The sequence below is a fragment of the Verrucosispora sp. WMMA2044 genome (assembly GCF_027497155.1).
Lineage (GTDB): Bacteria > Actinomycetota > Actinomycetes > Mycobacteriales > Micromonosporaceae > Micromonospora > Micromonospora palythoicola.
Genome location: NZ_CP114913.1, coordinates 2,630,583 through 2,645,836, shown reverse-complemented (window position 1 = coordinate 2,645,836; position 15,254 = coordinate 2,630,583). Strand labels below are relative to the sequence as shown.

13 protein-coding genes are annotated in these 15,254 nt (G+C 72.6%); 12 read left to right on the top strand and 1 reads right to left on the bottom strand.

Annotated features, from left to right (window positions below; genetic code table 11):
• Positions 1 to 4 precede the first annotated feature (4 nt).
• The 4 genes from O3597_RS11945 to O3597_RS11930 all read left to right on the top strand — a co-directional run bounded on the left by O3597_RS11945 (position 5) and on the right by O3597_RS11930 (position 4,606).
• Positions 5 to 886 (top strand): helix-turn-helix domain-containing GNAT family N-acetyltransferase, encoded by an 882-nt coding sequence (locus O3597_RS11945; protein ID WP_281604188.1) that lies wholly within the window; start codon positions 5 to 7, stop codon positions 884 to 886.
• Positions 887 to 970: 84 nt separating this feature from the next.
• Positions 971 to 2,275 (top strand): M48 family metalloprotease, encoded by a 1,305-nt coding sequence (locus O3597_RS11940; protein WP_281604187.1) that lies wholly within the window; start codon positions 971 to 973, stop codon positions 2,273 to 2,275.
• A 106-nt stretch (positions 2,276 to 2,381) separates the two neighbouring features.
• The gene (locus tag O3597_RS11935; RefSeq protein ID WP_281604186.1) at positions 2,382 to 2,981 is read left to right on the top strand and encodes a TetR/AcrR family transcriptional regulator; all 600 of its coding nucleotides are present in this window, start codon (positions 2,382 to 2,384) and stop codon (positions 2,979 to 2,981) included.
• Positions 2,978 to 4,606: an isovaleryl-CoA dehydrogenase gene (locus tag O3597_RS11930; RefSeq protein WP_164447096.1), complete on the top strand. Its 1,629-nt coding sequence runs from the start codon at positions 2,978 to 2,980 to the stop codon at positions 4,604 to 4,606. Before O3597_RS11935 ends, O3597_RS11930 begins: the two co-directional genes overlap by 4 nt.
• 45 nt (positions 4,607 to 4,651) lie before the next feature.
• Here O3597_RS11930 and O3597_RS11925 read toward each other — a convergent pair whose 3' ends face one another.
• The gene (locus tag O3597_RS11925) at positions 4,652 to 5,734 is read right to left on the bottom strand and encodes a glycoside hydrolase family 19 protein (RefSeq protein WP_281604185.1); all 1,083 of its coding nucleotides are present in this window, start codon (positions 5,732 to 5,734) and stop codon (positions 4,652 to 4,654) included.
• Positions 5,735 to 6,056: 322 nt separating this feature from the next.
• Between O3597_RS11925 and O3597_RS11920 the strand changes: the two genes are divergently transcribed.
• The 8 genes from O3597_RS11920 (at position 6,057) to O3597_RS11885 (ending at position 15,190) form a co-directional block, all read left to right on the top strand.
• Entirely contained in the window at positions 6,057 to 8,156 is a 2,100-nt protein-coding gene (locus O3597_RS11920) for a cellulose binding domain-containing protein (protein WP_281604184.1), read from the top strand.
• Positions 8,157 to 8,350: 194 nt separating this feature from the next.
• Positions 8,351 to 9,181 carry an alpha/beta hydrolase gene (locus O3597_RS11915; protein WP_164447383.1) on the top strand — a complete coding sequence of 277 codons (831 nt, stop codon included), beginning with the start codon at positions 8,351 to 8,353 and terminating at the stop codon, positions 9,179 to 9,181.
• A 117-nt stretch (positions 9,182 to 9,298) separates the two neighbouring features.
• Positions 9,299 to 10,456 carry an acyl-CoA dehydrogenase family protein gene (locus O3597_RS11910; RefSeq protein ID WP_281604183.1) on the top strand — a complete coding sequence of 386 codons (1,158 nt, stop codon included), beginning with the start codon at positions 9,299 to 9,301 and terminating at the stop codon, positions 10,454 to 10,456.
• Entirely contained in the window at positions 10,453 to 11,601 is a 1,149-nt protein-coding gene (locus tag O3597_RS11905; RefSeq protein WP_281604182.1) for an acyl-CoA dehydrogenase family protein, read from the top strand. The genes O3597_RS11910 and O3597_RS11905 overlap by 4 nt, the downstream gene beginning before the upstream one ends.
• 88 nt (positions 11,602 to 11,689) lie before the next feature.
• Positions 11,690 to 12,472: an ATP-binding cassette domain-containing protein gene (locus tag O3597_RS11900; protein WP_164447092.1), complete on the top strand. Its 783-nt coding sequence runs from the start codon at positions 11,690 to 11,692 to the stop codon at positions 12,470 to 12,472.
• On the top strand, positions 12,472 to 13,191 hold the full coding sequence (locus tag O3597_RS11895; RefSeq protein ID WP_164447091.1) for an ABC transporter ATP-binding protein: 720 nt from the start codon (positions 12,472 to 12,474) through the stop codon (positions 13,189 to 13,191). The genes O3597_RS11900 and O3597_RS11895 overlap by 1 nt, the downstream gene beginning before the upstream one ends.
• Before the next feature lie 17 nt (positions 13,192 to 13,208).
• On the top strand, positions 13,209 to 14,087 hold the full coding sequence (locus tag O3597_RS11890) for a branched-chain amino acid ABC transporter permease (RefSeq protein ID WP_164447090.1): 879 nt from the start codon (positions 13,209 to 13,211) through the stop codon (positions 14,085 to 14,087).
• Positions 14,084 to 15,190, top strand: coding sequence for a branched-chain amino acid ABC transporter permease (locus tag O3597_RS11885; protein WP_164447089.1), 1,107 nt, complete (start codon positions 14,084 to 14,086; stop codon positions 15,188 to 15,190). Before O3597_RS11890 ends, O3597_RS11885 begins: the two co-directional genes overlap by 4 nt.
• Positions 15,191 to 15,254 lie beyond the last annotated feature (64 nt).

Genomic DNA, 15,254 nt, shown 5'->3' with positions numbered 1-15,254 from the left:
AATCGTGGATCGTGCACTCGTGGACGTGGTGCGGCGCTTCAACCGCACGGTGACCCAGCGCGTCGGCGCGCTTGACGACAGCTATCTCGCCCGCGACCGGCCCCTGGCGCAGTCGCGGCTGCTCTGGGAGATCGGCCCCGGCGGTGCCGAGGTCGCGGCCCTGCGGACCCGGCTGGATCTCGATGCCGGCTACCTCAGCCGGCTGCTGCGGACGTTGGAGGGCGCGGGCCTCGTCCGGGTGGGGCCAGCCGAGGGGGACGGTCGGGTGCGGACCGTCCGCCTGACCGACGCCGGCCGTGCCGAGTGGCACCTGCTGGACGGCAGGTCCGACGAGCTGGCCTGGTCGGTCCTCGCGCCGCTCACCGACGGCCAACGCGCCCGGCTCACCCGCGCCATGACCGAGGTCGAGCGCCTGCTGACGGCGTCGCTGGTCACCATCGGACCCTGCCATCCCGGTGAGCCGCGGGCCCGCGCCTGCCTGCGGGCGTACGCGCGGGAACTCACCGAGCGTTTCGACATCGGCTTCGAGCTGGGCCAGGGCGGCGCAGACGAGCGGGAGTTCGTGCCGCCGTCCGGCCTCTTCCTGGTCGCCACCATCTCGACCGAGGCGGTGGGCTGCGGTGGGCTGCGGCTGCCTGCGGGCGAGCCCGCCGAGATCAAGCGCCTCTGGGTGTCGGCCTCGGTACGCGGGCTCGGCGTCGGCCGTCGCCTGCTGGGCGAACTGGAGCAAAACGCCGCGGCGGCCGGTGCCACCAGCATCCGTCTCGACACCAACCGCACCCTCACCGAGGCGATGCGGCTCTACCGCGCCGAGGGCTACCAGGAGATCCCGCGCTACAACGACAACCCGTACGCCCACCACTGGTTCGCCAAGCCGCTGCCCTGATACGCGCGCCGACAGGTACCACCGAAGCCCGGCGGTGGTCACCGCGCCGTTGACTGGGATAGCGCAGTTGATCACACTGTCGCGGTGCCGATCGCGCGTGACCGCATCCCCTCCGACCCTCGGGTCGGCTCCTGCCCGAACTGCTCCAGCACAGAGCTGCAGACCGTCGTGGACCAGCCACCCTGGTGTGGGCGTTGCGAGTGGAACCTCGACGTCGCCGCTTCGGGTGCCGCCGGTCGTCTCGGCCGGTCCATCGAACGGCTCGATCGCCGGGCGGGGTTCCGGGCGGATCGCCGCCTTGCCCGGATGGCAACGCAGGAGGATGTTTCCCACTCCCGGCTGACACCTGCCTTCCTGCTGCTCGGTCTGGTCTCCGGCGTGCTGGTGCTCATCCCGGTAGGTGCGTTGGCTGCCGCCGGGTGGCTGCTGGTCGACGGCGAGGGGCCGTTGATTCTGCCGCTGCTGCTCGCCGCCGTCGCCTACGCGTTGCGCCCCCGCCTGGGCAGCGTCCGCCAGGTTGTCAGGGGCGCCTACCGGCTGACTGCGCAGCGGCAGGTGGCGCTGCACCGTCTGGTCGAGCGGGTCGGCGACGCCGTCGACGCACCGAAGCCCGACGTCATAGTGCTCAACAACGACTGGAACGCAGGGGCGGCGGTCGTCGGGGTGCGCAGGACCCGGGTGCTGCTGCTCGGTGTCCCGCTGCTCGTGGGCCTGACGCCACAGGAGACGGTGGCACTGATCGGTCACGAACTCGGGCACTTCCGCTGGGCGGACTCGCGCCGGCGTCTGCTGACGCAGCCGGCCCGGACCTTCTTCGGCGTGCTCGCGACCGCGACCCGGCCGCCGCACGGGGACGCGCACGACAGGGAGCTGGCGGGTGTCCACGCCCTCTTCTACACCCTCTGGCAGGTGGTGGGGGGCGCCGTCAGCTGGCTGCTATTCGTCGTACACCTCGCGATGAACACGCTCGACGCCCGGGAGGGGCGTCGAGCGGAGGTGCGGGCCGATGCGATGGCGTCGAGTGCGGCGGGCAGCACCGCGGCTCTCAGCATGATCGACGTCTTGGTGCTGTCGCCGGTGCTGGCGCCTCTCGTCACCGCGTACGGAACGCCGGGAGGCGCGATGGACGTCTGGCGGCGGGCCATCGCCACGACCCGTACGCAGCGGGCAGGGCAGCTGCCGATGCTGCGTCAGCTCACCATCCGCGAGCACGCGTCACTGTTGGCCAGCCATCCGGCACCGGGACGGCGGCACCAGGTGATCTCCCAACTGCCCTACCGGGACGCCTCGGTCGTGGTGGCCCCGGACGAAGCGGCCGTCCTCGATGCCGAGCTGCGGCCCTTCGTCGAGGCGCTGCGCAAGCAGCTCGCGCAGGCGTACGACCTGTGACCGTAGCCGTCTGAGGCGCACCCGGCGCGGGTCGTGCCGTGCGGCGGTCACCTGCCGTCGGGTGGGCGCTTGCCGGCAAGAAATGAATGGTGATTCAATTCTTGGTGTGGCGTACCGGAGTACCGAGCGGGTGCGGGCGCGGCTGACCGCCTCCCGCGAGCGGATCGTGGACGCCGCCCTCGGCATCCTGGCCGAGCACGGCTACGCCGGCTGCTCGGTCGCGGCGGTCGCCGAGCGGGCCGGGCTGGCCACCGGCAGCGTCTACCGGCACTTCCCGGCCAAGGCCGACCTCTTCGCCGAGGTGTTCCGTACCGCCAGCCAGCGCGAGATCGACGCCGTCACCCGGGCCGCCACCGCCGAGCACACCGCCGCCGCGCGGGTCCGGGCCGTCATCGAGACCTTCGCCGGCCGGGCGCTACGGTCGCCACGACTGGCGTACGCCCTGCTCGCCGAGCCGGTCGATCCGGCGGTGGAGGCGCAGCGGCTGGTCTTCCGGCGGGCCCACGCGGCGCTGCTGGCGGGCTACATCGCCGACGGCGTGGCCGGCGGTGAGCTGCCGGCGCAGGATCCCGAGCTGACCTCCACCGCTGTGGTCGGCGCACTGGCCGAGGCGATGGTGGGCCCACTGGCCGCCGGTGTCGCCGGCCCGGACACCATCGGCGGCCTGACCACCTTCATCCACCGCGCGTTGGGAGTCCCGTCGTGAGCACACACGAGGTGTTCAACCAGGTGCCGCCGCTGGTCGGCCACGACACGGCGGACGAGCCCGCGCTGCTGGACGCGCTGGCCCGGGAGGGTGCCGACTGGGCCTTGGCCGAGGTGCGTGAACTCGGCCGGCTGGCCGGCACCGAACGGGCGATCGAGCACGGCCGGCTGGCCAACGACCATCCGCCGGTGCTGCGGACCCACGACCGCTACGGACACCGCGTCGACGAGGTGGAGTTCCACCCCTCCTGGCACGAGCTGATGCGTACCGCCGTGACGCACGGCCTGCACGCCGCGCCCTGGGGCGACGAGCGGCCCGGCGCGCACGTGGCCCGGGCCGCGAAGTTCCACGTCTGGCGGCCCGACGCCGGTCACGGTTGCCCGATCTCGATGACGTACGCGGCGGTGCCCGCGCTGCGGCACGCCCCAGACCTGGCCGCCCGCTACGAACCGTTGCTCACCGCCCGCAGCTACGACTTCGGGCTGCGGGAGCCGCAGGGCAAGCGGGGGCTGCTGGCGGGCATGTCGATGACCGAGAAGCAGGGCGGGTCGGACGTGCGGGCGAACACCACCACGGCACGCCCGACGGCCGACGGCAGCTACCGGCTGGTCGGGCACAAGTGGTTCACCTCCGCGCCGATGTGCGACCTCTTCCTCACTCTCGCCCAGGCGCCCGGCGGGCTCACCTGCTTCCTGGTTCCCCGGGTGCTGCCCGACGGCACCCGCAACCCGATGCGGTTGATGCGGCTCAAGGACAAGCTCGGCAACCGCTCCAACGCCTCTGCCGAGGTGGAGTACGACGAGGCGGTGGCCTGGCGGGTCGGCGACGAGGGCCGGGGCGTGCGCACCATCATCGACATGGTGAACCTGACCCGGCTGGACTGCGTGATCGGTGCCGCTTCCGGCATGCGGCACGGGGTCGTCACCGCCGCGCATCACGTCGCACACCGGCGGGCGTTCGGCCGCTACCTCGTGGACCAGCCCCTGATGCGCAACGTCCTGGCCGACCTGGCGGTGGAGTCCGAGGCCGCCACCGTACTGATGATGCGCCTGGCCGGGGCGACCGACCGGTCCGCGCGGGGCGACGCGGCCGAGACGGCGTTCAAGCGGATCGCCCTCGCGGTGGGCAAGTACTGGGTCTGCAAGCGGTGGCCCGGTCACGCCGCGGAGGCCCTGGAGTGCCTGGGTGGCAACGGTTACGTGGAGGAGTCCGGGATGCCGCGGTTGTTCCGCGAGTCGCCGCTCAACTCCATCTGGGAGGGCTCCGGGAACGTCGCCGCGCTGGACGTGCTGCGGGCGCTGGCCGGCCAGCCCGAGGTGCTGGGGGCGTTCCAGTCGGAGGTGGACGCCGCCGCGGGCGCCGACGCCCGGCTCGACGCCGCGGTCCGCCAGGTGCGGGCCGCCCTGGCCGATCCGGCCGATCTGGAGGTACGCGCCCGTCGGGTGGTCGAACAGTTGGCGCTGGTGTTGCAGGGCGCGCTGCTGGTGCGCCACGGTCACCCGGCGGTCGCCGATGCCTTCTGCGCGTCCCGGCTGGGCGGTGACCGGGGACATGCCTACGGCACGCTGCCGGCCGGCGTCGACTTCGCCGCGATCATCGACCGGGCCACCCCGAAGGTCGGCTGACCGGTCCGGTGCCGCCACGGTGGGCGGCGGCACCGGAGCCGGGGATCAGCAGTAGAGGTTCGCTCCGGCGGGCACCCCGAGGATGCCCACGAACTGCTGGTACCGGGTGACCCGACTCTGCACCTGGGCGGGGTTGCCGCCGTTGCACTCGATCGAGCCGTTGATGCTGCGGATGGTCTGGCCGAAGCCGGCTCCGGTGACCATCGCGGTGTGCGCGGTCATCGTGCCGGGCCCGTTCTGCGTCATCCAGTACCAGATGGCGGTCTTCCAGGCCACGGCGGCGTCGGTCTGCACCAGCCACGGGTTGGTCAGCAGCGGCAGCCCGAGGGCGTTGCCGGCCGCGTTGTAGTTGAAGTTCCAGCTCAGTTGGATCGGCCCCCGCCCGTAGTACGCGGCCTGCCCGGCCGGACAGCCGTACGGCTGGCCGCTGTCGCAGTAGTGCGGGTAGTTGGCCGTGTTCTGCTCCACGATGTGCACCAGGCCGCCGGTCTCGTGGTACACGTTCGCCAGGAAGGCCGCCGCCTCCTGCCGCTGCACCGTAGCACTACCGGTGCGCGCGAAGGCCGGGTAGGCGCTGAGCGCGTTGACCAGCCCGGAGTACGTGTAGAAGGAGTTGCGGTTCGGGAACATCTGGTGGAACTGGGCCTCGCTGACCACGAAGCCACCCGGGTTGACCGGCGGCGGGCTGCTGGTGGGCGGCGTGCCCGAGCAGGTGTACGGGTCCCAGTACCAGGTGCTGATGATCGGGTCGTAGCCGGGATTGTCGTGCTCGGCGATGTAGTACTGGCCGTTGGTGTACCGCACGATGCTGCCGGCCGGGTACCAGGTGCCGGCGGTCCAGTTCGGATGGTTGCAGGTGCCGCCCGTGGGCGGCGGGGTGCTGCCGCCGCAGGCGCCCAGGTCCTGCCAGACCCCGGTGGTGCCGGGCGGCGCCTCGTTCTGGGTCCACCACTTCGCCTGGTAGTTGCGGCCGTTGTGGGACACCTGCATGCCGGAGGTGTAGACCGCGGTGGACCGCCACCCGGTGGCACAGGCTGCGGCGGAGGCGGCGGTCGACGGGATGACCGCCAGCAGCGCGCCGGTGAGCGTCAGTGCCGCGAACGCGGCCAGGGCGCGCCATCTCGACATGCGATCACTCCTTTCCAGGGGGGAGGGGACGTCGAAGGGCGGAGCGCTCATCGACGGACATGATGGTAACACCAACTGTTCATAAACCTTACAGTTGGTTCCGAGCAGTGAACCGGGCGTTGAGCCGGGCCCGTTGCTGTGGGATTCTTGGACGCCGATGCGTTGTCGCGCGTGTGAGTGACCGTCGCCCGATGGGCAACCGGGGCCGCCACGGTTCCGGGGGACGACGGTCGAGGACGGATTCGTCTCTGTTCCACCGGTCCCGAGCCCGGCACGTCGGGCTCGGGACCGGTGGATCTCCGCGTGACCGCGAAGGAAGATCATGGAAATCTCGGACCGGCACGGAGTTCGACCCCCGACCCCACCCCGGCGCGCGCGGGCCCTTGCGCTGGTGGGCCTGCTACTCGGCGCCGCCGCACTCGTCGGCATCGACCAGCCCACCGCCGTCGCGGCCACCACGCCGGTGGACGTGACGGTGAACGCGCGGGCCGGGCTGGCCACCGTGCCCGACACCGCCCTCGGTGTCAACCACGCCATCTGGGACTCGCAGCTGGGCACCACCGAGACCTCGGACCTGCTGCGGGCGGCCGGTGTGCAGATGATGCGTTATCCCGGCGGCTCCTACGCCGACATCTACCACTGGCGGGACCACACCGCGCCGGGTGGCTACGTCGCCCCCGGCACCGACTTCGACACCTTCATGGCCGGCGTGCGGCGGGCCGGCGCGCAGCCCATGATCATCGCGAACTACGGCACCGGCACGCCGGAGGAAGCGGCCGAGTGGGTCCGGTACGCCAACGTGACGAAGGGCTACGACGCCCGGTACTGGGCGGTCGGCAACGAGAACTACGGCAACGGGCACTACGGGTCGGCGTGGGAGGCCGACCACCACCCCGACAAGAGCGCCACCTACTACGCGAATCTCGTGGTCGAGTACGCGGACGCGATGAAGGCCGTCGATCCGAGCATCAAGGTCGGTGCGGTGCTCACCATGCCCGCGAACTGGCCCGACGGGCTGACCGCGGGCGACGACCCGGGCCCGTGGAACCAGACCGTGCTGTCCATCGCCGGCCAGAAGATCGACTTCGTCGACGTGCACTGGTACCCGGGCGGCAGCGCCGCCGAGTCGTTGCCCCGCACCAGCCACATCACCGACGCGGTCCAGCTGCTGCGGGAACAGATCACCAGGTACGCCGGGCCGGACTCCGGTCGCATCGGCATCAGCCTCACCGAGGTGAACGTCACCTCCCAGGGGATGACCAGCCAGCCGGCCGCGCTGTTCCTCGCCGACGCGTACAGCGGACTGCTGGCCAACGGTGTGTTCACCGTCCACTGGTGGAACGTGCGCAACGGCATCGGGCAGGTGTCGACCGTGGCCGGGCAGACCGACTACGGTGACTTCGGCATGCTCTCCAGCGGCACCTGCACCTCGGACGGATCGGTCTGCGAGCCGCCGTTGAACACACCCTTCGCCGCGTATCACGGGCTGACCATGATGAGCCGCTTCGCCCGCACCGGCGACCAGTTCATCCGGGCGGCCAGCGACGAGCCGTCGGTCGCCGCGCACGCGGTACGCCGGTCCAACGGCGAGGTCGCGGTGCTGCTGGTGAACCGGGACCCGGACAACGCCCGGGAGGTAAGCATCGACTACGCCGGCTTCGCCCCGTCGAGTGGGGAGCCGACGGTGCACACCCACACCAACGGGGCCACCGCCATCACCACCAGCCGGTCCGGCAGCGCGACCAGTCGGACGCTGCCGCCGTACTCCCTGACCACGCTCGTGGTGCAGTCGGCTGCCCCGGCCACCGGGCACCCCGGCGCGCCGGGGCAGCCCACTGCCACCGAGGTCACCGACCGGACCGCGACGATCTCCTGGCCGGCGGCGACCCGGGGCGCGAGCCCGATCGCCAAGTACGAGGTGCACCGGCAGTACGGCGCGGTAAGTGAGCAGCTCGGCGAGACCTCGGACACCTCGCTCACCGTCGACAACCTCGTCCCCGGGCGCAGGTACACGGTCAACGTGCTGACCCGGGACACTGCGGGCCGGGTCTCGTGGGCGTCGCCGCCGCTGACCTTCACCACCGGCAGCCCGGCCACCAGCAGCTGCGGCGTCCGCTTCACCCGGACCACGGACTGGGGCAACGGCTACGTGGCGAACGTCGACATCGTCAACAACTCGGACACCGCGATCGACGGCTGGACGCTGACCTGGACCTGGCCGACGACGTGGCAGCGGGTGGGCAGCGGCTGGAGCGCGACCTGGGAACAGGTCGGCACCACCGTCCGGGTCACCGGCACCGACGACAACCGTCGGATACCCGCCGAGGGTGGCACGAGCGCCGGCTTCGTCGGCGAGTACAGCGGGCCGAACGTGACACCGACCGCCTTCCGGCTCAACGGCACCCTCTGCACCGTGCTGTGAGGCCACCGGCGTCGTCGGTGGACGCATCGCGCTCCACCGACGGCGCCGGGACTGGTGATTTTGCCGATGCGGTGCTGGCGGAGCGCCCCAAACACTGATCGCAGTCGATACCACTCCAACCCAAGGGAGTATCCGACGTGCGATCTACCACCACCACCCGTCCCCGTTCCGTCTCCCTCCTGGCCCGGCTGGCGATGGCCGCCGTCCTGGCCACCGGTGGCGTCGTCGCCACCTCGTCCCCGGCCCAGGCCGCCAACCCGTACGAGCGGGGCCCGGCGCCGACCAACGCCATCCTGGAGGCCAGCCGCGGCCCCTTCGCCACCTCGTCGACGAGCGTCTCCTCGCTGGTCAGCGGCTTCGGCGGCGGCGTCATCTACTACCCGACCACCACCACGGCCGGCACCTTCGGCGCGGTGGCCATCTCGCCCGGCTACACCGCCTCCTGGTCGAGCCTGGACTGGCTGGGCCCACGGATCGCCTCGCACGGCTTCGTGGTCATCGGCATCGACACCATCACCCGGTTCGACCAGCCGAGCAGCCGGGGCCGGCAGTTGCTGGCCGCGCTGGACTACCTGACCGAGCGCAGTTCGGTGCGCGGCCGGATCGACGCCAGCCGGCTCGCCGTGGCCGGACACTCGATGGGCGGCGGCGGCAGCCTGGAGGCCGCGGCGAGCCGGCCGTCGTTGCAGGCCGCAGTGCCACTGGCGCCGTGGAACCTGGACAAGAACTGGTCGAACCTGCGGGTGCCGACGCTCATCGTCGGCGGCGAGAACGACACCGTGGCCTCGGTCTCGTCGCACTCCGAGCCGTTCTACAACAGCATCCCGGCCTCGGCGGAGAAGGCGTACCTCGAACTCAACGGTGAGGGTCACTTCTTCCCCAACACGGTCAACACCCCCACCGCCAAGCAGATGGTGGCCTGGCTGAAGCGGTTCGTCGACGACGACACCCGGTACGAGCAGTTCCTCTGCCCGGGTCCGAGTGGCCTGGCGATCGAGGAGTACCGCAACACCTGCCCGCACTGAGGTTGACCGGGGCGGTCGCGTCGCGCCCGCCCCGGGCTCCATCCGGCCGCCGGTCTTCCGTCCCGTGGACCGGCGGTCGTATATTGCATTGGCAGTGCAAGAATTTGGAGGTGGTGAGTGTCCGACCACACGGCCGACGGGCTGCGCCGGCTGGTCGCCGCGTTCCTGCGGACGCACGACCCGAGCGGTGATCGCACCGATTTCCTGCGCGCCCGCTTCGACGCCGGACTGGGCTGGGTGCACCACCCGCCCGGTCGCGGTGGCCTGGGCGCGCCGCCGCACCTGCAGACCGTGGTGGACGACGCCTTCGCCGAGGCCGGCGCGCCGGACAACCATCCCCGGCGCAACAGCATCGGGCTCGGCATGGCCGCGCCCACCCTGCTGCGGCACGCCACCGAGGCGCAGTGCCAGCGCTGGCTGCGACCGCTGTGGACCGGCGAGGAGGTGTGGTGCCAGCTGTTCAGCGAGCCCGACGCCGGTAGCGACCTGGCAAGCCTGCGTACCCGGGCGGTGCGCGACGGTGACGACTGGGTGGTCGACGGCCAGAAGGTGTGGACGTCCCTGGCCCACGAGGCGCGCTGGGCGATCCTGCTGGCCCGCACCGACCCGGCGGCACCGAAGCATCACGGGCTGACCTACTTCGTCTGCGACATGACGGCGCCGGGGGTGCGGGTGCGGCCACTGCGGCAGGCCACCGGCGAGGCGGAGTTCAACGAGGTCTTCCTGACCGGGGTCCGGGTACCCGACGCCCACCGGATCGGGGAGGTCGGGCACGGTTGGCGGATCGCCCGCACCACCCTGATGAACGAACGCGTCGCCATCGGCGGGCGGCCGCTGCCCCGGGAGGGCGGGATGGTCGGGGTGCTGGCCCGGTTGTGGCGGGAACGACCGGACCTGCGCACCGGCGGCCTGCACACGCAGGTGCTGCGCGCGTGGGTACGCGCCGAGGCCGCCCGGCTGGCCGCACTGCGGCTGCGGCAGTTGATCGCCGCCGGCCAGCCCGGACCCGAAGGCTCGGCGGTGAAGCTCTCCTTCGCCGAGCTGAGCCAGCGGATCAGCGGTCTGGAGGTGGAGTTGCGCGGCGCCGAGGGGCTGCGGCACGACGACTGGACGATGCGTCGTCCGTCGGCCCCGGACCTGCTCGGCCGCACCGCCACCTACCGCTACCTGCGCGCCCGGGGCAACTCCATCGAGGGTGGCACGTCGGAGATCCTGCGCACCATCATCGCCGAGCGGGTGCTCGGGCTGCCCGCCGAGCCTCGGGTGGACCGATGACCGACCTGCTCTACGACGCCGACGAGGAGGCGCTGCGCGACAGCGTCCGCGCGCTGCTGGCCGCGCACGCGCCGTGGCAGCGGATCCTCGCGGCCGTCGACGTGGACGAGCCGTACGACGGGGCGCTGTGGCGCCGGCTGGTCGACCAGACCGGGGTGACCGGCCTGGCGGTGCCCGTCGAGCACGGTGGCGCCGGGGCCGGTTTCCGCGAGGTCGCGGTGGTGCTGGAGGAACTGGGCCGGGCGGTCGCGCCGGTGCCCTTCCTGGGCACCGTGGTGGCCACCCGCGCGCTGCTCGCCTGCGGTGAGTCCACCCTGCTGCGCCAGGTCGCCGCCGCCGAACGCGACGTGGCGTTGGCCGTCGGCCTGGCCACCGCGCCCGACGCGGATCCGGGGCCGGTCACGCTGGGGCCCGGTCCGACGCTGTCCGGCCGGGTGCTCGGGGTGGCCGACACCGTCCCGCACGGCCTGCTGCTGGTTCCGGCCGCCGACGGGTTGTACGCCGTCGACGGCGCCGACCCGGCGGTACGCCGGACTCCCGTGGTGTCGCTGGACGCCACCCGACCGCTCGTCGACCTCGAGTTCACCGCCGCACCCACCCACCCGGTCGCCCGGGGCGCGGTGGCCGCGACGGCGATCACGGCGGCGTTGACGGCGGGCGCGGCGCTGCTCGCCTCCGAGCAGGTCGGGGTGGCGCAGTGGTGTCTGGACACGACGGTGGACTACGTGCGGCAGCGCCACCAGTTCGGCCGGCCGGTCGGCTCGTTCCAGGCGGTCAAGCACCGGTTGGCCGATCTCTGGGTGGAGCTGACCGAGGCCCGGGCGGTGGCCCGGTACGCGGCCGACCTCCTCGGCGCCGCGCCAGCCGACGGGCGGGCGGTCGGTTCGGAGGCGGCGCTGGCCGCCGCGCTGGCACAGGCGTACTGCGGTCCGGTGGCGGTCCGGGCGGCGGAGACCTGCGTCCAGTTGCACGGTGGGTTGGGCTTCACCTGGGAACACCCGGCCCATCTCTACCTCAAGCGGGCCAAGAGCACCGCGATCGCCTTCGGCACGGCCGACCGGCACCGGGAGGCCCTGGCCCGGCTGGTCGACCTGCCCGGACCGGGCACCGCCGACGGCGTCACGAATCGCTGTACCGGTAGGTAACAACCAGGCATCGAGGGTGTTGACGAAACACGCGAGAAACGTACACTCCGAGTGTAATAAGTTTGGTCGTGCGGCGAGGGGCGGGTTGATGGCGGACGGTCTCGCACTGCACCAGGTCGGCGTCCGCTTCGGCGGCCTGACCGCCCTCGACGACGTCTCGCTGACGGTCGGACCGGGCGAGGTGGTCGGGGTGATCGGCCCCAACGGGGCCGGCAAGACCACCCTGTTCAACGTCGTGTGCGGCTTCGTCACCGCGCACACCGGCACGCTGACCCTCGACGGCCGACCGCTGCGACCGCGACCACACCGGCTGACCCGGCTGGGCATCGCCCGGACACTGCAGGGCACCGGACTGTTCGCCGGGCTCACCGTCCTGGAGAACGTGATGGCCGGGGCCAGCCACACCGCCCGCACCGGGCTGCTGCCGGCGCTGCTCGGGCTGCCCCGCAGCGACCGCGACGAACGCCGGTTGCGCGAGCACGCCCACGCCGTCCTGGCCGACCTGGGCATCACGGAGTACGCCGACGCCGCGCCGGACACCCTTCCGTTCGCGGTACGCCAGCGGGTCGCGCTCGCCCGTGCGTTGGCCGCCCGCCCCCGGCTGCTGCTGCTCGACGAGCCGGCCGGCGGCCTCGGCGCCGAGGACGTGGACACCCTCGCGGAGCTGATCCGGCAACTGCCGCACCGGGCCACCGACCCCTGCGCGGTGCTGCTCGTCGAGCACCACATGGACCTGGTCATGGCGGTCTGTGACCGGATCGTGGTGCTCGACTTCGGACGGGTCGTCGCCACCGGGTCGCCCGAGGCGGTCCGCGAGGATCCGGCCGTGGTGGACGCCTACCTCGGTGCGGCCGTCGACGAGGCCGCGTAGTGGGCGGGGACCTGCTCACCGTCGAGGCCCTGGCCGCCGGCTACGGGCCGGTGCCGGTGCTGCACGACGTCGACCTGCGGGTGCCCACCGGCACCATCGCCGCGGTCATCGGCGCCAACGGTGCCGGCAAGACCACGCTGCTGCGCACCCTGTCGGGCATGCTGCGCCCGACCGCCGGTCGGATCCTCCTCGACGGCCGTGACCTGCGCGGCACCCCGGTCGAGCAACTCGTCCGGCGGGGCATGGCGCACGTGCCGGAGGGGCGCGGCGTGATCGGCGAACTCACGGTGGAGGAGAACCTGCGCCTCGGCGCGTTGTGGCGGCGGGACCGCACCGCCGCCGGGCACGCCCTCGACGAGGTCTACCAGCTGTTCGAGCCCCTGGCCCGACGGCGGCGACACCTCGGCCACCAGCTCTCCGGTGGCGAACGGCAGATGCTGGCCCTCGGCCGGGCCCTGGTCGGCCGGCCCCGCCTGCTGCTGCTGGACGAACCGTCGCTCGGCCTGGCTCCCCGCGTGGTGGCCCAGACCATGGCGTTGCTGCGCCGGCTGCGCGACGACACCGGGCTGACCGTGCTGCTGGTCGAGCAGAACGTGCGCAGCGCCTTGGCCGTCGCCGACCAGGGCATCGTGATGTCGCTCGGACGGGTCGCCCTGGCCGCACCGGCCGCCCGGCTGCGCGACGACGCCGACCTGCGCCACGCCTACCTCGGATTCTGAAGAGCGCAAGGAGGACCGTGGACCGCTTCCTGTTCCTCACCCTCGACGGCCTGTCGAGGGGCGCGGTCTACGCCGCGTTCGCACTCGCCCTGGTGCTCATCTGGCGGGCCGGTCGGATCGTCAACTTCGCCCAGGGCGCGATGGCGGTGGCCGCCGCGTACGTCGCGTACAGCGTCACCGCCGCGACCGGCTCGTACTGGCTCGGCTTCGGCGCCGCGCTGCTCGCCGGCCTGCTGCTCGGCGCGGTCGTGGACATCGCCGTGATGCGGCTGGTGGACCACCGGTCACCACTCAATCCGGTGATCGTCGCGCTCGGGCTGGTCCTGCTGATCCAGGCGGTCCTCGGCATGGTGTACGGCAACGAGTACCTGCCCGCTCAAACACCGTTCAGCCGGACCGCGTTGACGGTCGGTGGCACCGCCGTGCTGTCCCCGTACGACCTGTTCGTCTTCGCCACCGTCGGGGTGGTCGGCGCGGCCCTCGTCTGGGTCTTCACCCGGACCGCGATCGGGTTGCGGATGCGCGCCGCCGCGTTCGCCCCCGAGGTGTCCCGACTGCTCGGCGTGAACGTGGGCGGCATGCTCACCCTGGGCTGGGCGCTCGCCTCGGGTGTCGGTGCCCTGGCCGCGATGCTCGTCATCCCCACCGAGTTGGGGCTGCATCCGCACGCGATGGACCTGGTCTTCGTCTCCGCGTTCACCGCCGCGGTGCTCGGCGGGCTGGACAGTCCGCCCGGCGCGGTCGTCGGCGGTCTGGGGGTCGGCCTGCTGCTGTCCTACGTCAGCGGTTACGCCGGCGGGGATCTCATCCCGCTCGCGGTGCTCGCGTTGCTGCTGACGGTGCTGCTGCTGCGTCCCGGCGGGTTGTTCGCCCCGGTCACCGCGAGGCGGGTGTGAGCGCCACCCGCGCGGCGGCGCCGCAGGCCCGGCACGCCGCCGCCGATTCCGCCCGGCCCGGTCGGTCGCTGCCGACCGTGGTACGCCATCTCGCCGTCGCGGCCGGCGTCGCGCTGCTGGTGCTGCTGGTCAGCTACCAGCTCGACTCGTTCCGCAACTTCCAGCTGGCCACCGTGGCGGCGTACCTCTGCGCCACCGCCGGGCTGACCGTGCTGACCGGGCTATGCGGGCAGCTCTCGCTGGGACACGGCGCGCTGATGGCCACCGGCGCGTACACCCTCGCCCTGGTGCAGAACGCCTTCGCCGAGCGGGGCCTCACCGCCGGCGGGTGGCTGATCGTGTCGCTGGTGGTGGCGGTGCTGGCCACCGTCGTCGTCGGCGCGGTCGTCGGGGTCGCCGCCGCCCGACTGCGCGGGCCGTACCTGGCCGGGCTCACCCTCGCGGTGGCCGTGGTGGTGCCGGCGTTGACCGTCACCTTCGACGGGGTCTTCAACGGCGAGCAGGGTCTGGCGGTGCCGGTGGCCCCCGCCCCGGCCGGGCTGGGCAGCTACTTCCCGCATGAGCGGTGGCAGCTCTGGGTGGCCGCCGCGGCGACCCTGAGCTGCCTGGTGCTGTTGGCGAACCTGGTCCGCAGCCGCTACGGCCGGGCCTTCCGGGCGGTACGCGACGACGAGGTAGCGGCCCGCCTGGCCGGTATCCACGTGGCGCGTACCCAGGTCGTCGCGTTCGTGGTGAGCGCGGCCAGTGCCGGCCTCGGCGGCGCCCTGCTGGCGGTGCTCGCGCAGAGCGTGTCACCCGGCGCGTTCGGCCTGACGCTGTCGCTGTTCCTGCTGATGGCGGTGGTCATCGGCGGTCTCGGTCGACTCGCCGGGGCGGCCTGGGGCGCCGTCCTGCTGGTCGCCCTGCCCGACCTGACCCACTCCCTGACCAACCTGTTCACCCTCTCACCGGCGGCGGCACAGCGGCTGGAGGGCAACCTGCCGCTGGCGATCTTCGGCGCCACGTTGATCGTGGTCATGATCGCCGCGCCCGGCGGCGTGCAGGGGTTGTTGTCCCGGCTGACCCGGGCGCTGCGCGCCCGCTGGCCAGTCGGGCGGTCGTAACCGTTCCACCCGCTCACCGCAACCACCCATATCGCACAACCGGACCGATGAAAGGTCGGTGTCC